Origin of the sequence: Isoptericola sp. NPDC056134 (genome assembly GCF_042264825.1) — a bacterium.
Classification (GTDB): Bacteria; Actinomycetota; Actinomycetes; order Actinomycetales; family Cellulomonadaceae; genus Isoptericola; species Isoptericola nanjingensis.
Genome location: NZ_JBHJVM010000006.1, coordinates 112,961 through 131,991 on the forward strand (window position 1 = coordinate 112,961; position 19,031 = coordinate 131,991).

The following is a 19,031-nucleotide window of genomic DNA, read 5'->3' on the forward strand; positions in this document are numbered from 1 at the left end:
GCCTGGGCGCATGGACGACGCACCCATCCGCACGCTGCCCCGGCCGACGGACACCAGGCCGACGACCGCCTGGCCCCCAGCCGGGCCTGCGGCCTGGCCACCGGGGCCAGCACGCCGCACGGTCGCCGTCGTCGGCGCGTGCGGCGGCGCCGGGGTGAGCGCCCTGGCGGCGGCCCTGGCCCAAGGGCTCCGGCGGGCGGGGGAGGGCGCGGTCCTCGTGGACCTCGACCTGCCGGGCCCCGGCGTCGACGTGCTGCTCGGCATCGAGGACGAGCCCGGGGCCCGCTGGCCCGAGCTCGCGGCCGCCCGAGGGGAGGTCGACGGCGTCGGCCTGGTCGCGGCGCTACCCCGCTGGCGCTCGGTGCCCGTGCTCTCCGGTGCCCGCCTGAGCCCCGCCCGCCCCGACGACGCGGTGGTCGTGGACGTCTGCACCGGCCTGCTGCGTAGCGGCGAGACCGTGGTGCTCGACCTGCCACGACCCGCGGCCTGGACCGCGGCCGCGCGGATGCTGGTGGCCTCCGCGGACGTGGTGGCGCTCGTGGCCCCCTGCACCGCTCCCGGTGTGGCCGGGGCGCTGGCGACCTGGGGCGAGCTCGTCGAGCTCGGCGTGCGGGACCCGTGGCTCGTCGCGCGGCGGCCTGCGCCCGGCCGCGTCGATGCGGCCGCCCTGGGTGACGCCGTCGGGCTCCCGGTGGCCGCGACCGTGCGCGCGGACGCCCGCCTCCCCGCCGCCGTCGACCGTGGCGACGGGCCGCCCGTCGGCCGGCGTACACCGCTCGGTCGTGCCGCGGCCTCGCTGGTGGCGGCGCTGGCGGGTGCGTCGTGACCGCCCGTGCGCTCGTCGACCGCGACCTGCTCGACGACGTGCGGGCCCGGGTCGGCACGTCCGGGACGGCGCTCGACGACGCCGCGGTCCGCGACGCCCTGCGGGCCACCGGGCGGGTGTTCGGGTCGGCGGCGCTGAGCGACCTCGCGCGCGCGGCGCGGGCCGAGCTCACCGGCGCCGGGCCGCTGCAGGAGCTGCTGGACGCGCCCGACGTCACCGACGTGCTCGTCAACGGCCCGCGCGACGTCTGGGTGGATCGCGGCGACGGGCTCCGGCGGGTGGACCTCGACCTCGGCACCCCCGACGCCGTGCGGGCGCTCGCCGTGCGGATGGCGGCCGTCGCCGGGCAGCGGCTCGACGACGCGGCCCCGACGGTGGACGCGCGCATGCCCGACGGGACCCGGCTTCATGCCGTCGTGGAACCCGTCGCACCGGCCGGCGCGGTGATCGCCCTGCGGGTGCTGCGGCAGGCGGCGCACTCCCTGGAGTCCCTGGTCGCCGGGGGCGGGCTGCCGCCGCAGTGGGAGGCCGTGCTGCGCGCGCTCGTCGCGGGCCGGGCCAACCTGCTCGTCACGGGCGGCACCGGCACCGGGAAGACCACGCTGCTCGCCGCGCTGCTGTCCCTGGTGCCGCCCGCCGAGCGGGTGCTCGTGGTCGAGGAGGCCCGCGAGCTCGCCCCCAGGCACCGGCACGTGGTGTCCCTCGCGGCCCGGCGCCCCAACGTCGAGGGCGTCGGGGAGGTCACGCTCACCGAGCTGGTGCGCGGCGCCCTGCGGATGCGGCCGGACCGGATCGTCGTCGGCGAGTGCCGGGGCGCCGAGGTCCGCGAGCTCCTCCTCGCCATGAACACCGGGCACGACGGCGGCATGGCCACCGTGCACGCCAACGCCGTCGAGCATGTGCCCGCTCGCCTGGAGGCGCTCGCGGCGCTCGCCGGGATGCCGCGAGACGCCGTCGCCGCGCAGGCGTCGGCCGCGCTCGACGTGGTGCTCCACCTGCGGCGGGGCGGCGGTCGTCGGCACCTGGCCGAGATCGGCCTCGTCGGGCGGGACGACGACGGCCGGCTGTCGGTCCGTCGTGCCGCCGTGTGGGCGCCGGGCACGGACCCGCGACCCGACGGCGCGTGGGAGGAGCTCGTGCGGCGGTGGGCGTCGTGACGGGGCTCGGGGCGGGGGCCGGCGCGGGGATCGCGGCGGGGCCGGCGGCCGTCGGGCTCTGGGTGGCGCTCGCCGCGTGGCTGGTGCTGGCCCGTGGCGGGCGCCGCGCGGAAATCCTCGCTCGCCCCACGGTCGCGCGCCGCACCTGGTCGAGGGCGCTGCGGCGCCGGGGACGGGACGCGTCGACGGGGGCGGACGCGGTGCGGGTCGCCGTCGCGCAGGTGGTGGCGCTGCTGCGGGCCGGGGCGCCGCCGGCAGCGGCCTGGTCGCGTGCGCTCGCGGTGCCCGTCGACGCCACCGGGGTGCCCGACCCGGCGGCTCTGGCACCGATGGTCGGCGGGGCCGGCCACGCTCGGTCGGTCGTGGCCGCCGCGGTGCTGTCCCGGGACACCGGGGCTCCGCTCGCGTCCGTGCTCGACGCCGTGTCCGGGGCGCTCGTGGCCGAGGCGGAGGCCCGCGGGGAGCGGGAAGCGTCGTTGGCCGGGCCGCGAGCCACCGCGCGCGTCCTGATGTGGCTGCCCCTCCTGGGCGCCGCGCTCGGCTGGGTGCTCGGCGCCGACCCGCTGGCGACGGCGCTCGACGGCGGCGTCGGCTCCGTCGCGGTGTGCCTGGGGCTCCTGCTGCTCGCCGCCGGGTGGGCGTGGACCCGCCGGCTGGTCGCGGCCGCGCGGGCGGCGGGGGAGGAGGCGGCATGAGCTCGCTCGCCGCCGGTGCCGGCGCGGTCACCGTCGCGGGGGCCGCGTGGACGGTCGTGGTGACCGTGCTGCTCGGCGCAGGGCCGTGGTGGCTGGCGCGCGGTGCCGCCGACCGGCGGGTGGCGCGCCTGGCCCTGGACGGTCGTGCACCCACCCGCGCCGCCGGGCCCGCGGCGGATCCCGTGGACGTGCCCGTCGTGCTGGAGCTCCTCGGAGCGGCGCTCCGCGCGGGAGCCGGCGTCCCGCGGGCCCTCGAGGCGACGGGCGCGGCGCTCGCCGGCGCGACGTCGCCGGGGGCCTCCGGGGTGTCCGGCTCGAGCTCGGCCGACGGCGTGGCCCTGCGAGCGGCGGCGGACGCGCTGCGGCTCGGCGCGGACTGGGACGGCGCGTGGCGCGACGCCCCCGGCCGGCTCGGCCCGGCACACCGGGCGCTGCGCGGGGCCTGGACCGACGGAGCGTCCCCGACAGGCGCGCTACGGGCAGCGGGGGAGGAGCTGCTGCGTGCCCGTCGGTCCGCCGCGCGCACGGCCGCGGCCAGCCTCGCCGTGCGGCTCGTGCTGCCGCTCGGCGCCTGCTACCTGCCCGCGTTCGTGCTGATCGGCCTCGTGCCCGTGCTGCTCGCGCTGGGCGTCGACCTGCTGTCCGGGTGACCGTGCCCGGCCCACGACGACCCGGGCGCCGCCCGGGTCCGCCGCGCCCGCCCGGCCGGGCGGACGCGGCACGACCGGCCCGGACCGTCCGGCGCAGGTCGCGAGAAGGACACCGCAAGGAACGACCGAAGGAACACGGAGGAGCCATGACGAACGAGGACGACGGCCGCGTGGCGGCCGAGCGCGAGCGGGAGCCAGGGACGGCACCGGACGGTGGCGTGATCGCTGGTCCGGACACGGGAGCGGGGTCGGAGCCCGCGCCCCTGGACCCGGAGGCCGGGCTGGCCACCGCGGAGTACGCCGTCGCCACCGTGGCGGCGGTCGGGTTCGCCGGCCTGCTCATCGCGGTGCTCAAGAGCGACACCGTCCGAGGCCTGCTGGAGAACATCATCAGCTCGGCGCTGTCCGTCTGATGCGCCCGCACCGCAGCAGGGGCACCCGCACGACGCGGGCCCCCGGGGAACGGTCACGGGGGGCCGACGGAGAGCGTGGCGCGGTGACGGCCGAGCTCGCCGTCGGGCTGCCGGTGGTGGTCCTCCTGCTGGTCGCGGTGCTCAGCCTCGCGGCCGCGTCCACGGCGCAGATGCGCGCCCTGGACGCGGCCCGGGCCGGGGCGCGCGCCTACGCCATCGGGGAGGACGACGCGGCGGCGCGCCGGGCTGTCGCGCAGGTCGGCGGCGACGACGCGGAGCTGACCGTCACCCGGGACGGCACGTGGGTGCGGGTCTCGGTGACCCGGCCGGTGGTGGGCGGGTGGTTCGCGGACGCGCCCGTGCGGGCGTCCGGGGACGCGACGGCGTGGGTGGAGCCGTGAGCGCCGCGTGCGGCGGGGTGCACGAGTCCCGGCCGGACCTGCGCGAGAGCTCCGTGAGCCGGGAGCGGGGCGCGGGGACCGTCGTCGTGCTCGCGCTCGCGGCGGTGGTCGTGCTGCTCGCGCTGGCCGTCGGCGCGCTGGGCGCCGCGCAGCGGGCACGAGGGGCGGCCCAGGCCGCGGCGGACCTGGGCGCGCTCGCCGCCGCGACCGCATGGCGGCAGGGCGCCGACCCGTGCGCGACGGCGACCGAGGCCGTGCGCCGCAACGGCGGGCGGGTGGTGGCGTGCGTCCCGGAGGACGGCGGCACCGTCGGCGTCCGGGCGACGCGCGCCGCGCTCGGCCCGGAGGTGGGGCCGTGGGTGGGCTCGCTCGGCGACGCCGCCGCGCACGCCCGCGCGGGGCCACGGCCCGGTCCTGCTCCTGGGCCCGCGCGGCAGCCCGAGGCCGAGCCGCCATCCCGACCCGGACCGTCGCCGTGAGGCGCGCCCGGGCCGGACGGCGGCGGGGATCAGGAGGGGTTGACGTTGAACAGCGCGGCGCGCTCGCTGATCTTGCGGGCGCGTGCCAGGCGGGGCTTGTCCGAGCCGTCGCGGATCACGGAGCCCGACGCCTCGAAGTCGGCCAAGAAGTCGATCGCCCACGCGACGTCCGCGCTGGACGGACTGAACGACTCGTTGATGACGGCCGGCGTCTCCAGGTCCAGGCAGAGCTTGCCGGTGAGGCCGAGGGCCACGCCGTCCGCCGACTGCTCGCGCAGCAGCGAGTGGCTGGTGCCGACGGTGGGGCCGTCGATCGGCCCGGGCAGCCCGCCGATCCGGCTGGCGGTGACGAGGCGCGAGCGCGGGTACGCCATCGCGAGCGACTCGTTGGCGGTGCCGGTGTCGCGACGGTAGTCGCCGGAGCCGAACGCCAGGCGGAAGGCCCCGGGCGCGCGAGCGATGCTCACGGCGTCCTCGATGCCGAGCGCGGACTCGACCAGCGGGATCACCGGCACGCTGCCGCCGAGCCGCTGGGCCGTGTCGATCACCTGGTCGGGCGACTCGGTCTTGGCGAGCATGACGCCGCGCAGGCCCTTCGAGTCCCACAGCGCGCGGACGTCGTCGGCCCAGGCCTGCGAGCCGCGCTCGTTGATGCGCACCCAGGCGCGACCGCCCGCAGAGAACCAGTCGAGCACCTTCTGGCGTGCCTCGTCCTTGCGGCTGTCGTCGACCGCGTCCTCGCAGTCGAGGATCACCTGGTCGGCGCGGGAGAGCTGGGCGGCGTCGAACATGTCGTCGCGCAGGGCCGACAGCAGCAGCCACGAGCGGGAGTTGGCTGGGTCGACGCGCGTGTCCTCGCGGGAACGGCGGCGTTCGGCGAGGTCGATCTCGGTAGTCACCTCACGATGGTAGGTTCCGCCGGCGCGTGGCTCAGCACGGCATCCAACAAGCGCAGGGCCGCGGACTTGTCGAGGGGCGCGTTGTCGCTGCCGCACTTGGGCGACTGGACGCACCCCGGGCAGCCCTCCGCGCAGGCGCACGCGGCGATGGCGTCCCGCGTGGCGCGCAGCCAGCGGGCGCCCAGCTCGTACCCGCGCTCGGCGAAGCCGGCGCCGCCCGGGTACGCGTCGTACACGAAGACGGTGGCCTCCCCGGTGTCGGGGTGCACCTCGGTGGAGACGCCACCCAGGTCCCACCGGTCGCACGTCGCCAGCAGCGGCAGCAGGCCGATCGACGCGTGCTCGGCCGCGTGCAGGGCGCCCGGCGTCTCGTCGGGGGAGACGCCCGCCGCCCGCAGCACGAAGTCCGGCACCGACCACCAGACGGCGGTCGTCGCGAGCGTGCGCGACGGCAGGTCGAGCGCCTCCGTGCCGAGCACCTGCATGTCCGGCAGGCGGCGGCGCTGGAAGCTCACCACCTGGCTCGTCACCTCCACCGGGCCGAGGCCCCACCGCACCGGGCCCCAGTCGCGGCCCTCCACCGGCCGGTGCCCCTCCTCGTCGATCGCGATCTCCATGACCTCGTGCGACCAGGTGCCGTGCTCCACGTCCTTGCGCACCACGAGGGCCACGTGCTCGGCGAGGTCCAGGTGGTCCACGACGAACGTCGCGCCCTGGTGCACGTACACCGCGCCGTCGTGCACCTGCCCGTCCGCCGAGCCGGCGTCCACCGTGCCGAGCATCCGGCCCGTCGTCGCCTCGACGACCCGTACGGGCCGTCCTCCGGAACCGCGCAGGTCGGCCATCGACGACGCAGGCTGCGCGTGCGTCCAGTACCAGCCCGACGGCCGGCGCCGCAGCGCGCCGCGCGCGACGAGCACGTCGAGCACCTCGCGCACCGCCCGCGGGTCGCCGAACGCGGCGAGGTCCTCGGCGCGCAGCGGCACCTCCTGCGCGGCGGCGCAGAGCTGGGGCGCGAGCACGTGCGGGTTGGCCGGGTCGAAGACGGTGGCCTCGAGCGCGGCGTCGAACACCGCCTCGGGGTGGGTCACGAGGTACGTGTCGAGCGGGTCCTCGCGCGCGACGAACGCGACCAGGCCCTCGGCGCCCGCGCGGCCGGCCCGCCCGGCTTGCTGCCAGAGGGACACGCGCGTCCCCGGCCACCCGGCGACGAGCACGGCGTCCAGACCGGAGATGTCGACGCCCAGCTCGAGCGCGTTGGTCGTGGCCAGCCCGCGCAGCTCGCCGGTGCGCAGGGCCTGTTCAAGCTCGCGCCGCTCCTCCGGCAGGTACCCGCCCCGGTAGCTCGCCACCCGGGACTCCAGCCCCGCGGCCACCGGCCGCAGGTGGTCGCGCGCCTGCTGCGCCACCGACTCCGCACCCCGCCGCGACCGGGTGAACGCGAGCGTGCGCGCGCCGTGCGCCGTGAGGTCGGCGAGCAGGTCGGCCGCCTCGGCGGTGGCCGACCGGCGCGGGTGCTCCGCGGCGCCGCGGGTCGTGAGCACGGCCTCGGCCTCGTGCTCGGTGTGCGTCGCGTCGAGCGGGTCGGGCAGCGCCCAGGGGTCGTCGTCGTGCGTCGGCGTCTCCCCGGTGGCCCGCGACCGGTCGAACCCCGCCACCTCCGGCGGCTGCCACAGCGCAAAGGTGCGTCGTCCGGCGGGCGACGCGTCCGCCGTGACCGCGACGACCTCCTCGGGCGCCACCCCCGCCAGCCGCGCCGTGCTCGCGGCGGGCTCCGCCGTCGTCGCGCTGGCCACCACGAACACCGGCGACGTGCCAGACCGTGAGCGCACCCCGGTGAGCTGGGCGTCTGACAGGTCCGGAGCGGCGGGCGGCGTGTCAGACGGACGGAGCACCCCGGCGAGCCGAGCGTCTGACAGGGGACGGTAGTGGGCGGCCAGCCGGGTGAGCCGCCGCAGCACCAGCGACACGTGCGCCCCGAAGACGCCGCGGTAGGCGTGCCCCTCGTCGACGACGACGTACCGCAGCCCGCGCAGCAGCCGCGCCCAGCGCCGGTGGCCGGGCAGCAGCGAGAAGTGCAGGAAGTCGGGGTTCGTGAGCACCACGTCGGCGTGCTCGGTCACCCAGCGGCGCTCCTCGGTGGGGGTGTCGCCGTCGCAGGTCGCGACGCGGGGGCGGGCCCCGGGCATCCCCGCGACCAGCCGCTCCAGGCCGGCGAGCTGGTCGGCCGCCAGCGCCTTGGTGGGGGAGAGGTAGAGCACGGTGGCGGGCTCGGCACCGCGCACCACAGTGAGCGCGGGCAGCCAGAACGCGAGGGACTTGCCCGAACCCGTCGACGTCGCGAGCGCGACGTGCCGCCCGGACCGGGCGGCGTCGGCGGCCTCGACCTGGTGCGCCCAGGGTCGGTCGACGCCGAGCGCGCGGTAGCCGTCGACCACGCCCGGGTCCGCCCAGGCCGGCCAGTCCGTGGTCACGCCGGCGCGCGCCGGGAAGGTGCGCACGTGCGTGAGCCGGTCCGCCCGCGCGCCGTGCGCGGTGAGCACGTCGAGCAGCGGGTGCTGCTCGGGCTCGAGGGCAGGGACGGCGGGCACGGCCGACAGTCTTGCACCGCGCGGAGGCCGTGCGTCTCGTGCGTACGAAGGCTCCGCCGTGGGGAATCTGTGTCCTGACATCAGGGTGAAATCACCCGAAAGCAGTATTTCTCCGCACCATCGATCGAGGATCTCCCGCGCTGCCGGCACCTCCGTCCCCCGGAGCCGGGCCGCGCTCCCGACGCCGACGAAGGACGCCTCGATGCGCCATGCCACCGTGGCGGCGACCGCCGCTGCTCTCCTCCTGATCTCGGCCGACCCGGCCGTCGCGGGCGGACGACGAGCCGCCCTACCAGGTCACCCAGGTCACCCCGGTGCACCCGGTGGCGACGCCGGCCACGCCCGACGCCGAGGAGCCCGCCCCCGAGACCTCGTCCCCGGCGACGCCCTCGGGGGAGGAGACGACCGACACCCCTGCCCGTGTCCCGGGCGACGAGACAGGGACGCCGGCCGCCGGCGCGGCTACCGCCGTCGAGCAGCTGCCGCGCACGGGCGCGGCGGTGGCGGGGGTCTGGTCGTCCCCGCGGCGGCGCTCCTCGGCGCGGGGGCGGCGCTGCTCGTGCGCCGTCGACGCCGCGCCTGAGGCTCAGATCGGGCATGTCGGGCCTGGCCTGAAGCGCGCGGAACCGGCGGGATATCGCGGTTCGGCACGGAATGGCGTCGGCATCCGGTGAAGAGGGTGTGACCATCCCCGCACCGGTTTTGTTATCCGATCGTGACATCGTTCCCTGGTACGCATGCCTCTTTCCATCGCCCGTCGTTCCGTCGTGGCCGCGGTCGCCGGCGCGCTCGTCACCTCCGCCCTGGTGGTGCCGGCCGCGGCCTCCGCGAGCCCTGCCTCCGCGGCCCCCGCGTCCGCCGTCACGCAGTCCGTGCGCACCGCCGCCGGCAGCAGCGGCGTCCGCTGGGTGAAGTGGAACAAGGCACCCCTGACGAAGACCTCGTCCAGCCGGTCCCGGACCGTCGCCCGGCCCGACGACGGCACGCGGCTGCGCGTCCTCGACCGCGGCACGCACCGCCTCAAGGTGCGCACGCCCGCGGGCAAGGTCGGCTGGGTGTCGAAGAAGGCGGTCACGGCGACCAAGCTCAAGGACGTGTCCGGCACCCGCTACACCAAGGGGAAGGTCACGCTGACCAAGGACATCGGCTCGGGCTCGAAGAAGGTCACGAAGGCGCGCCTCGGCACCAAGGTCACCGTCCTGGCCCGCACCACCGGCCGGGACAGCAACCGCGTCAAGGTGCGCGTGCCTGGCGGCAGGACGGGCTGGATCTCCACCAGCCGCATCTCGAAGCGGAACGTGTGGGGCCAGCTCGCGCGCTGCGAGTCCGGTGGCAACCCGCGCACCAACACGGGCAACGGGTTCTACGGCATGTACCAGTTCACCGGCCGCACCTGGCACGCCGTCGGCGGCAAGGGCCTGCCGCACCGCCACGGCAAGTCCGAGCAGACCAAGCGCGCGCAGATCCTGCAGGACCGTGCGGGCTGGGGCCAGTGGCCGCACTGCACCCGCAAGCTCGGCCTCCGCTGACCACGACAGGTGGTGGTCAGCCGGCCAGGACCGCCTGCATCGCCCGGGACAGGTACCAGGGGTCGACGACGGCGGTGAGCTCGCGCGCGGAGTGCATCGACAGGATGGCGGCGCCGACGTCGACGACGCGGATGCCGAGGCGCGTCGCGGTGATCGGCCCGGTCGTGGAGCCGCAGGGCACCGTGTTGTTCGAGACGAACTCCTGGCTGGGCACCCCGGCGGCGGCGCACGCGGCCTGCCAGCGGGCGGCCCCGTGCGCGTCCGTCGCGTAGCGCTGGTTGGCGTTGATCTTGAGGATCGGGCCGGCGCCCGCGTGCGGGTGGTTGGCCGGGTCGTGCCGCTCGGGGTAGTTCGGGTGCACCGCGTGCCCGACGTCGGACGACACGCACAGCGACGCGGCGAAGGCGCGGGCCCGCTCGTCCTCCGACGCGCCCAGACCGGCCGACACCCGCCGCAGCACGTCCTCCAGGAACGGGCCGGCGGCGCCCGAGCGCGACCCGGACCCGATCTCCTCGTGGTCGAACGCCGCGACGACGCCGATCCCCGCGAGGTCCTCGGGCGCGACGGCGAGCAGCGCCGCGATCGCGGCGTGCGTCGAGAGCTGGTTGTCCAGGCGCGGCGACGCCCACAGCGCCTCGCCGATGCCGAAGGCGCGCGGCGGCTGCGTCTCGGCCAGGACGACGTCGTAGCCGAGGACGTCCGCGGCGTCGACGCCGTCGCCGGCCGCCGCGGCGAGCTCCGCCAGCACGTCGGACTGCGACACGTCGCCGAGCCCGACCACGGGCTGCGTGTGCCGCTGCTTGTCGAGCGTCAGCCCCTCGTTCGCGGACCGGTCCAGGTGGATCGCGAGCTGCGGGATGCGCGCGATCGGGCCGGTGCGCACCAGGTGCTCGACCGTGCCCCCCGAGCCGTCCGACGTCACCAACCGTCCGGCGAGCTCCACCTCGCGGTCCAGCCACGAGTTGAGCAGCGGCCCGCCGTACACCTCGACCCCGGCCTGCACCCAGCCGTCGCGGCCGGTGGTCGGCCTCGGCTTGAGCTTGAACCCGGTGGAGTCGGTGTGCGTGCCGAGGATGGTGAACGGCGTCGTCGCGCCCGCCGTCGGCGGCACCGCGACCGCGATCGCGGAGCCGTCGCGGACGACGACGTAGCGTCCGCCCGGCACGACGTCCCACGAGGCCGTCTCGTCCAGGCGCACGAAGCCGGCGTCCTCCGCGCGGCGGGCCACCTCCCGGGCGGCGTGGTACGACGACGGCGAGGCGGAGACGAACGCCCCCAGGTCCTCGGTGTGGGCGCGGGCGGCTGCGGGGACGACGTCGGGCATGACCGTCATCCTCCCACGCGGCCGGTCGTCAGTCGCCGCGCGGCGGCCCCAGGTACCCGTCGACGAACTGCATCCAGCCGCCGTCGCCACGGACGACCAGCCGCCAGCCTTCGTAGTCCGGTCGCGGGCCGTCGTTCCACTCCTGCGCCTCGCGTTCGGTGAGCGCGCCGGCGTCCACGGCGTCCCGCCAGTCCTGGGCGGTGGCCTGGCACAAGCCCCCGTCCATGCGCGGCCAGGCGTACGCCCGGTCGACGTCCTCGCTGCTGTCCGCTCCCATCTCGCAGGGCGTCGTGCCGGACAGCAGCCGGCCGAGGATCGCGTAGACGTCCTCGTCGTCCTCGGCCCCGGGCAGCCCCAGGAGCTCGGCCGGCGGCTGCCCGCCCCAGTTCAGCTCGTGCCGGTCGGCGGCCTCGGCGAGTGCGGTGAGCCCCTGGTCGTCGCAGTTCACGGCCGCCTCGAAGAGCGTCAGCACCGTGTCCCGCACCGGTCCGGGGAGCTCCGCGACGTCCGGCTCCGGAAGGGTGAGACCCGCCGCCGAGCAGGTGCCGTCCCCGGACGAGGGCTCGGCCTCGGAGGCGGCCCCCGGAGCGACGAGCGTCGCGCCGTCGGCATTCACGCGGACGTCGAGCCAGGGGCCGGCGACGACCACGGACTCCCGGAAGTCGTCCGACCACACGACGTCGTAGGGCGTGACCTGGTACTCGCCTGCGGGCAACGACGTGGCGTACGCGGTCGTGCCCTCGGCCTCGCCGTCCGGCGCGCACGTCGTGAGGGTGGAGTCCTCGGCCGTCCGGTCGAGCCTCCCGGGCCGGACGTCGACCGGGTCCTCGGTCATGTCGATCCCGAGGTCGACCACCTGCCCGTCCTGCGCCCACAGCAGGGACGGGCCGACGAGGACGCCGTCCTCGGGCGGGGTCTCGTCGACCACGGTCCAGGTCGGCAGGCGGAGGGTCGCCGGCTCGTCGGTAGCGGGACCGCCCAGGTGCGGGTCGTCCCCGGCGACGAGGATCTTGTAGCCCTCCGCCCGGGTGGTCGGCACGTCGTCGGCCGCCATGCCGCACGTCAGCCCGGTGCCCTCGAGCCAGCCTGGCTGGTACCCCGGCCGGATCAGGTCGGCGGCGCGCGCGCCGTCCGCCCGTGTGTCGTCGCCGGACGGCGAGGGCGACGGCGTCGGGCTGGTCGCGGGTCCGGGCAGGGGCTGCGGCGCGTCGGGCAGCAGCGCGGCGCCGCCCAGCACCAGCCCGGTGGCGACGGTGAGCGCGGTGGCGCCGATGCCGGCCTGCTTGGCGGTGCGCCGGCGGCGTACGCGGTGCCGCACCGATCCCATCACGTCGTCGAGGGCCGACGCCGACGCCCCCAGGCCGGCGAGGGCGTCCAGCTCGCGGCGCAGCGTCTCGTCCGTGCGGGCGTCCGCCCAGCCGTCCCGCGCGTGGTGCGTGCTCATCGTCCGGCCCTCCGTCCTGCCGTGGTGGTCGTGGTGCTCGAGGTGGCGTGCCCGGTTCCGTCGTCGGCCACCCGCAGCACGTCGCGCAGCGTCGCCGTCGCGTCGGCGAGGTAGCGCTTGACCGTGCCCTGCGCGAGGCCGAGGGCGTCGGCCACCTGCGGCACGGTGAGGTCCTCGAAGTAGCGCAGGACGACGCACGCCCGCTCACGCGGGGCCAGGCGCCCCAGCGCGGCGGCGACGTCCGCCCGCGCCGTCGCGCCCGAGGCGGCGCCCCGCACCCGGTCGTCGCTGGCCACGAGCGGCCGCGCCGCCGCCCACCGCTTCGTGCGCCGGTGCTCGTCGAGGAAGAGGGTCAGGATCGCGCGCCGCACGTACGCCTCGCTCGTCCCGCCCCCGTCGAGCGGGTGCACGCCCGCCCCGCCCCGCGCCTCTCCGGAGCCCCGGCGCAGCCGCGCGAACACCTTGACCAGCGCGTCCTGCACCAGGTCCTCCGCGAGCCGTTGGTCCCCGCAGAGCACGTAGGCGTACCCGACCAGGGCACGGCCTCGCGCCCGTGCGAGCTCGGCGAGCTCGTCCTCCCAGCGACTCATCGTGCGACCACCAGTCCCTCCCGTGCCGTCCTCACCCGCTGGGACGGCCGGGGGACGGGAATCGTTGGGGTCAGGATTCCACGGTGGTTCGTGACGGCCGTCACATGTGGGTAGACTCCCCGGCATCCCGCCGTCAACGGCGACGGCGGGACCTTACCGACGGGCGGTCACCGCCGTCCCGCCGGGTCGAGGAAGCACGTCAAGGAGGACGGATGCTCACGTTCGGTTCCAGCAGCATCACGATCGTCGCGGTCATCGCCGTCATCGCGCTGGCCGCGCTCGTGTGTGCGGGCACCCTGCGGCGGCAGGTGCTCGCCGCCCCCGAGGGCACGCCAGGCATGCAGGAGATCGGGCGGGGCGTCCAGGAGGGGGCCTCCGCCTACCTCAACCGCCAGTTCCGCACGCTCGCGATCTTCGCCGTCGTGGTGTTCGCCCTGCTCTTCCTGCTGCCGGGCGACGGCGGGGTCCGGGTGGGCCGGTCGATCGCGTTCCTGTTCGGGGCCGCGTTCTCCGCGGCCATCGGGTACCTGGGCATGTGGCTCGCCGTGCGCGCCAACGTGCGGGTGGCGGCAGCCTCGACCCGTCCCGACGGGCGCGCGGAGGGTGCGCGGATCGCGTTCCGCACCGGTGGCGTCGTGGGCATGTCCGTGGTCGGGCTCGGGCTGCTGGGGGCGGCGCTCGTCGTGCTCGTGTACCGCACGGAGGCGCCGGCCGTGCTCGAGGGCTTCGGCTTCGGCGCCGCGCTGCTGGCCATGTTCATGCGGGTCGGCGGCGGCATCTTCACCAAGGCGGCCGACGTCGGCGCCGACCTGGTCGGCAAGGTCGAGCAGGGCATCCCCGAGGACGACCCGCGCAACGCCGCCACCATCGCGGACAACGTGGGCGACAACGTCGGCGACTGCGCCGGCATGGCCGCCGACCTCTTCGAGTCGTACGCCGTCACCCTGGTCGCCGCGCTCATCCTCGGCAAGGCCGTCATGGGGGAGCAGGGCCTCGTCTTCCCGCTGATCGTCACCGCCGTCGGCGCGTTCGTCGCGCTGCTGGGCGTGCTCGTCACCCGCGTGCGGGGCAGCGAGAACGGCCTCAAGGCCATCAACCGCGGCTTCTACCTGTCGGCCGTCGTCGGGGCCCTGCTGGCCGCGGTCGCCGCGTTCGTCTACCTGCCGTCGTCGTTCGCCGACCTGTCCGGCACCGCCGAGCTCGGCGAGGTCACCGCCGACCCGCGCGTGGTCGCGTCGCTGGCCGTCATCATCGGCGTCGTGCTCGCCGGGATCATCCTGTGGATCACCGGCTACTTCACCGGCACGACGTCGAAGCCGACGCTGCACGTCGCGGCGACGTCGCGCACCGGCGCGGCCACCGTGGTGCTGTCCGGCATCGGGGTGGGCTTCGAGTCCGCCGTCTACACCGCGGGCGTCATCGCCGCCGCGATCTGCGGCGTCTTCCTGCTCGCCGGCGGCTCGCTCTGGCTGTCCCTCTTCCTCGTGGCGCTCGCGGGCTGCGGCCTGCTGACGACCGTCGGCGTCATCGTCGCGATGGACACCTTCGGGCCGGTGAGCGACAACGCGCAGGGCATCGCCGAGATGTCCGGCGACGTCGACGACGAGGCCGCGCAGATCCTCACCGACCTCGACGCGGTGGGCAACACGACCAAGGCCATCACCAAGGGCATCGCGATCGCGACGGCGGTGCTCGCCGCGACCGCGCTCTTCGGCTCGTACGCCGACGCCGTGTCGACGGCGCTGGGCGAGGTCGCGGAGCGGGGTGCGGGCCTGGTCCCGGCGATGCTCAGCTTCGAGATCGTCTCGCCGGTGACGCTCGTGGGCGTGATCCTCGGAGCCGCCACCGTGTTCCTCTTCTCCGGCCTCGCCATCGACGCCGTGACCCGCGCGGCGGGCGCGATCGTCTTCGAGGTGCGCCGCCAGTTCCGCGAGCACCCCGGGATCATGACGTACGAGGAGCGGCCCGAGTACGGCCGTGTCGTGGACATCTGCACCCGCGACTCGCTGCGCGAGCTCGCCACCCCCGGCCTGCTGGCCGCGTTCGCCCCGATCGCCGTCGGCTTCGGCCTCGGTGTGGGGCCGCTCGCCGGGTTCCTCGGGGGCGCGATCGGCGCCGGGGTCCTCATGGCCGTCTTCCTCGCCAACTCGGGCGGCGCCTGGGACAACGCGAAGAAGATCGTCGAGGACGGCGCCTACGGCGGCAAGGGCTCCGAGGCGCACGCCGCCACCGTCATCGGCGACACCGTCGGCGACCCGTTCAAGGACACCGCCGGCCCCGCGATCAACCCGCTCATCAAGGTGATGAACCTGGTGTCGGTGCTCATCGCGCCCGCCGTGGTGATGCTGAGCGTGCCGGCCGACGCGAACCAGGCGGTGCGCATCGTCATCGCCGTGGTCGCGGCGGGCATCGCCTTCGGCGCGGTCATCATGTCCCGCCTCCGCGCGGCACGCGTGGACCGCGAGCAGGCGGACGAGGCGGCGAGCGTCCCCGCGCGGTAGACCGCGCCCGGACGACGAGACGGAGAAGCTCGGGCGAGGCCGCATCCACGTGCGGCCTCGCCCGAGCTTCGCCGTCTCGCGGAGGGCTACTGGCCGGTGCGGCCGTCGATGCACTCCCGCAGCAGGTCGGCATGCCCGGCGTGGCGGGCGTACTCCTCGACGAGGTGCTCGAGGATGTCGCGCACCGTCGAGGTGGTGCCGTCGAACGGGACGACCCGCCCCATGTCCGCGTCGGTCAGGGTCGCGAGCCACTCGTCGGCGGCCGCCGACTCGCGCCGCCAGGCAGCCCACGCCTCCGCGACGACATCCGGGTCCGCGACGGCGCCGTCGAAGTCCCAGTCCGGGCCGCCGTCGGCGACGTAGAGCTTCGGCAGGTCCATCGCGCCCTGCAGGACTCGGCGCGACCAGGAGTGCTCCACCTTCGCCAGGTGCCGCACCAGCCCCAGCAGGGACAGGGTCGACGGCGGCACGGAGCGGCGGGCGAGCTGCTCGGCGTCGAGCCCCTCGCACTTCATCTCGATCGTGGCGCGGTAGGACCGCAGGTAGGACCAGTGGGTCTGCAGCTCGCCGACGGGGTCGGCCCACTGCTGGCGAGGGTCGTCCTCGGGATCCACCCACAGGTCGGGGAACCGGCGTGCCTCGGGCGTGGGGGCGGGATCAGTCATGGCGACATCCGACCTCTTCGGGGGAGACGCACGCAAGCGGATAGTCCCCGTCGCCTGGCGTCCCCGGTGAACATCGTGTTTCCGGCCGTGCCGACGCCCCCGGGTCACGACATGCTGGTCCGGGACCGGCGCTCGGCGTCGGCTCCCGGGCGGGACGACGGAGTCCACGCCGACGACGACGAGAAGGAGACCCATGAAGCTCCCACGCACCGTCGCGGTGCTCGGCACCCTCACCCTCCTGGCGACGACGCTCGTCGGCACCGCCGCCGCCGACGACCGCCCCGACCGCCCGGGCCGTGGCCCCGAGCGGGACGCGACCGCGGTCGGGGCGGCGTCGTTCGCCGAGCTCGCGCGCACCGCACAGCGCTCGGGGCCCGGCCACGGCGGCGGGACGACGAGCGGCGCGATCGACATGCCCCGCGCCTACCCGTCCCAGCCCGACCTGACCGTGTACCCGCCGGAGGACGACGACGCGACCGACCTCAACGGCACGATCAGTCACGCCGAGATCGCCCCGCGGCTGACGGCCCTCATGGCCTCGAGCGACCGGGTCTCGACCCAGGTGGTGGGTCGCTCCACGGCGGGTCGCGACCTGTACCTGGTGACCGTGACGGCGCCGGAGTCCCGCCGCGAGACGGCGCAGCAGACCCGCTGGCGGGAGGAGATCCGCACGTCCCCGGAGCGGGCCGCGGCCGACCGCCGCCTCGCCGAGGGCTACAAGACGCCGCTGTGGATCAGCGCCAACATCCACGGCAACGAGTGGGAGGGCACCGACGCCGCGATGCAGGTCATCGACGACCTGGCGACGTCGGACGACGCGGCCACCGCAGCCCTGCTCGAGGACCACCGGCTGTACTTCTCGCTGACGCTCAACCCCGACGGGCGCACCCTCGGCACCAGGGCCACGAGCCTGAGCCTCGACGCCAACCGCGACATGATCACCGGGGCGACTCCGGAGTCGCGGTCCTTCGTCGCGACGGCGCAGGCGCTCCAGCCGCTCTACGCGGCCGACTTCCACGGGTACACCGGCGTGCTGCAGGTGGAGCCGTGCGGGCCGCCGCACGGCGAGAACTACGAGTACGACCTGTTCATCCCCCACGGGTACGCGATCGCGCGCCAGGTGGAGGACGACGTGGTCGCGGCCGAGATCCCCGGGAACACCTCCTACGACCCGGCCACGGACGAGGCGGTCGACGAGAACACCGGCTTCATCAAGATCCCGTACCGCGACACGCCGTCCGGGTGGGACGACTACCCGCCGATCTTCACCGCCCAGTACGCGGCCTTCCACGGCGCCACGACCAGCACCGTCGAGCTGCCGAAGGGCCGCACCGGCCCGGCCACCACGCCCGAGGACGCCGCCATCAACACGGCGGTGGCGAAGCGGACGATGACCTCGATGATCGACTACGTGGCCGGCCACGACGACGCCATGCTGGCCGACCAGATCGAGGCGTTCCGCCGCGGCGCGGCCGGGGAGCCGAAGGACACGCTGACGGTCGACGACGTGGCGGCCGTGCCCGGACCGGACGAGTGGAAGCAGCACTGGGACGTGGTCGACGACCAGGACCCGGTCGACCTGCCGCGCGCCTACGTGATCCCCGTCGGCGACGGGCAGCGCTCCGCCGCCGACGCCGAGACGCTGGTGGACCAGCTCCTGTTCCACGGCGTGGAGGTGGGCACGCTGACGCGCAGCACCCGCGTCGGCGGCACGACGTACCCCCGCGGGTCATTCGTCGTCGACCTGCACCAGCCGCTGCGCGGCCTGGCGAACGCCCTGCTCGACCTGGGCACCGACATCTCGGCGAAGGTGCCGTCGATGTACGACATCTCGGCGTGGAGCCTGTCGTCCCTGTGGGGCGCGACGGTCGACAGCGTCGGGTCGACCACGGACCGGCCGGTCGGGAAGGTGGTGCCGCTGCGCGGTGAGCCGTCGGACGCGCGGGTGCCGCACGGGGCGCGCCACGTCGCGTTCGACGTCGCGGGGGTCGAGGACTACCGCGCGCTCAACGCGCTGCTGGAGGAGGACGTCCCGGTCTGGCTCCTGGACGACGGGCGTGCCGTCGTCGGGCGCGCCGACGGCCGGACGGTCCGCGAGGTCGCGCGCGAGCACGACGTGCCCTTCGAGGCCGCGACCCGGCAGGAGCTGCGCCGGCTCGACGAGGCGGCGGAGCTCGACGACCTCACGGTCGCGTACGCCGGCACCCAGGACGACCTGCTGTCCCTGACCGAGCTCGGCTTCGACGACCTGGTCCGGGTGTCGGCCGGCGGCATCGAGGCCGGCGCGGCCACCGGGACGACGGGGCTCGAGGACGCCGACGTCCTGTGGGTCGGGTCGTCGCTGACGCTCCCGGCCGGGAGCGCGGGCCGGGCGGCCGTGCAGGGCTGGGTGGACGACGGCGGCTCGGTCGTGGGCCGCACGGCGGCCGCGTTCGCCGTCGCCGAGACGTACGGGCTCGTGGAGGGCTCGGCGGTCACGGGCAACCGGTCGGGCAACGGGATCGTCGACGTCGACACCGCGGATTCGTCGTTCCTGTCCGCGCACCCGCAGGACCAGGCGTTCGTCTACCCGGCGACCTGGTTCACCGACCTCGGCGAGGGCACCACGGCCGAGCAGTCCTACGACGCGGACCGGCCGCTCCTCGCCGGCCACTGGGCGCCGTCGGACACGGGGTCCGGCGGCCCCGACGCGGCGGCGGGCCAGGCAGCCGTGGTCTCGGGCGAGGCGCAGTGGGGCGCGCGGGCCGTCGTCTTCGGCACGTCGGTGTTCTTCCGCACCCACCCGAAGGGCGGTCTGGGCCAGGCCGCCCAGGCCCTCTTCTGGGCGACCTCCGGCGACTGACCCGCACCTGCCGCCCGGGCCGACG

17 protein-coding genes are annotated in these 19,031 nt (G+C 76.1%); 10 read left to right on the top strand and 7 right to left on the bottom strand.

What is annotated here, in order from left to right:
* Positions 1-10 precede the first annotated feature (10 nt).
* From ACFCZN_RS08215 to ACFCZN_RS08245, 7 genes are all read left to right on the top strand, one after another.
* A complete protein-coding gene (locus tag ACFCZN_RS08215) occupies positions 11-826 on the top strand; it encodes a P-loop NTPase (RefSeq protein WP_429765955.1) in 816 nt (271 codons plus the stop codon).
* On the top strand, positions 823-1,983 hold the full coding sequence (locus ACFCZN_RS08220) for a TadA family conjugal transfer-associated ATPase (RefSeq protein WP_429765954.1): 1,161 nt from the start codon (positions 823-825) through the stop codon (positions 1,981-1,983). The genes ACFCZN_RS08215 and ACFCZN_RS08220 overlap by 4 nt, the downstream gene beginning before the upstream one ends.
* Positions 1,971-2,678 carry a type II secretion system F family protein gene (locus ACFCZN_RS08225; protein ID WP_430556441.1) on the top strand — a complete coding sequence of 236 codons (708 nt, stop codon included), beginning with the start codon at positions 1,971-1,973 and terminating at the stop codon, positions 2,676-2,678. Before ACFCZN_RS08220 ends, ACFCZN_RS08225 begins: the two co-directional genes overlap by 13 nt.
* On the top strand, positions 2,675-3,328 hold the full coding sequence (locus tag ACFCZN_RS08230; RefSeq protein ID WP_430556442.1) for a type II secretion system F family protein: 654 nt from the start codon (positions 2,675-2,677) through the stop codon (positions 3,326-3,328). The genes ACFCZN_RS08225 and ACFCZN_RS08230 overlap by 4 nt, the downstream gene beginning before the upstream one ends.
* 146 nt (positions 3,329-3,474) lie before the next feature.
* Positions 3,475-3,741: a DUF4244 domain-containing protein gene (locus tag ACFCZN_RS08235; protein ID WP_429765948.1), complete on the top strand. Its 267-nt coding sequence runs from the start codon at positions 3,475-3,477 to the stop codon at positions 3,739-3,741.
* An 83-nt stretch (positions 3,742-3,824) separates the two neighbouring features.
* Complete coding sequence (locus ACFCZN_RS08240) at positions 3,825-4,142, top strand: TadE family type IV pilus minor pilin (protein WP_429765946.1); 318 nt, start codon at positions 3,825-3,827, stop codon at positions 4,140-4,142.
* Positions 4,139-4,621 carry an Rv3654c family TadE-like protein gene (locus ACFCZN_RS08245; protein WP_430556443.1) on the top strand — a complete coding sequence of 161 codons (483 nt, stop codon included), beginning with the start codon at positions 4,139-4,141 and terminating at the stop codon, positions 4,619-4,621. The genes ACFCZN_RS08240 and ACFCZN_RS08245 overlap by 4 nt, the downstream gene beginning before the upstream one ends.
* A gap of 29 nt (positions 4,622-4,650) precedes the next feature.
* Here ACFCZN_RS08245 and ACFCZN_RS08250 read toward each other — a convergent pair whose 3' ends face one another.
* The 3 genes from ACFCZN_RS08250 to ACFCZN_RS08260 all read right to left on the bottom strand — a co-directional run bounded on the left by ACFCZN_RS08250 (position 4,651) and on the right by ACFCZN_RS08260 (position 8,523).
* Positions 4,651-5,520: an HpcH/HpaI aldolase/citrate lyase family protein gene (locus ACFCZN_RS08250; protein ID WP_429765942.1), complete on the bottom strand. Its 870-nt coding sequence runs from the start codon at positions 5,518-5,520 to the stop codon at positions 4,651-4,653.
* Positions 5,517-8,111, bottom strand: coding sequence for a DEAD/DEAH box helicase (locus ACFCZN_RS08255; protein ID WP_430556444.1), 2,595 nt, complete (start codon positions 8,109-8,111; stop codon positions 5,517-5,519). Before ACFCZN_RS08255 ends, ACFCZN_RS08250 begins: the two co-directional genes overlap by 4 nt.
* A gap of 289 nt (positions 8,112-8,400) precedes the next feature.
* Entirely contained in the window at positions 8,401-8,523 is a 123-nt protein-coding gene (locus tag ACFCZN_RS08260; protein WP_430556445.1) for a hypothetical protein, read from the bottom strand.
* Positions 8,524-8,848: 325 nt separating this feature from the next.
* Between ACFCZN_RS08260 and ACFCZN_RS08265 the strand changes: the two genes are divergently transcribed.
* Positions 8,849-9,640 carry a transglycosylase family protein gene (locus tag ACFCZN_RS08265; RefSeq protein WP_429765936.1) on the top strand — a complete coding sequence of 264 codons (792 nt, stop codon included), beginning with the start codon at positions 8,849-8,851 and terminating at the stop codon, positions 9,638-9,640.
* A 16-nt stretch (positions 9,641-9,656) separates the two neighbouring features.
* Here ACFCZN_RS08265 and ACFCZN_RS08270 read toward each other — a convergent pair whose 3' ends face one another.
* The 3 genes from ACFCZN_RS08270 to ACFCZN_RS08280 are packed head-to-tail and all read right to left on the bottom strand — an operon-like array spanning position 9,657 to position 12,998.
* Positions 9,657-10,964, bottom strand: coding sequence for a M18 family aminopeptidase (locus ACFCZN_RS08270; RefSeq protein ID WP_430556446.1), 1,308 nt, complete (start codon positions 10,962-10,964; stop codon positions 9,657-9,659).
* A 28-nt stretch (positions 10,965-10,992) separates the two neighbouring features.
* The gene (locus ACFCZN_RS08275) at positions 10,993-12,408 is read right to left on the bottom strand and encodes a hypothetical protein (RefSeq protein ID WP_430556447.1); all 1,416 of its coding nucleotides are present in this window, start codon (positions 12,406-12,408) and stop codon (positions 10,993-10,995) included.
* Positions 12,405-12,998, bottom strand: coding sequence for a sigma-70 family RNA polymerase sigma factor (locus tag ACFCZN_RS08280; RefSeq protein ID WP_430556448.1), 594 nt, complete (start codon positions 12,996-12,998; stop codon positions 12,405-12,407). Before ACFCZN_RS08280 ends, ACFCZN_RS08275 begins: the two co-directional genes overlap by 4 nt.
* 212 nt (positions 12,999-13,210) lie before the next feature.
* On the opposite strand from ACFCZN_RS08280, the gene ACFCZN_RS08285 reads away from it, so the two are divergent.
* The gene (locus ACFCZN_RS08285) at positions 13,211-15,499 is read left to right on the top strand and encodes a sodium-translocating pyrophosphatase (RefSeq protein ID WP_430547048.1); all 2,289 of its coding nucleotides are present in this window, start codon (positions 13,211-13,213) and stop codon (positions 15,497-15,499) included.
* A gap of 86 nt (positions 15,500-15,585) precedes the next feature.
* Here the strand turns inward: ACFCZN_RS08285 and ACFCZN_RS08290 are convergent, their stop codons facing one another.
* Positions 15,586-16,164 (bottom strand): DinB family protein, encoded by a 579-nt coding sequence (locus ACFCZN_RS08290; RefSeq protein ID WP_429765928.1) that lies wholly within the window; start codon positions 16,162-16,164, stop codon positions 15,586-15,588.
* Between the two features lie 193 nt (positions 16,165-16,357).
* Here ACFCZN_RS08290 and ACFCZN_RS08295 point away from each other — a divergent pair, with 193 nt between their 5' ends.
* Positions 16,358-19,006: a M14 family zinc carboxypeptidase gene (locus ACFCZN_RS08295; protein WP_430556449.1), complete on the top strand. Its 2,649-nt coding sequence runs from the start codon at positions 16,358-16,360 to the stop codon at positions 19,004-19,006.
* The last annotated feature ends 25 nt before the right edge of the window (positions 19,007-19,031 follow it).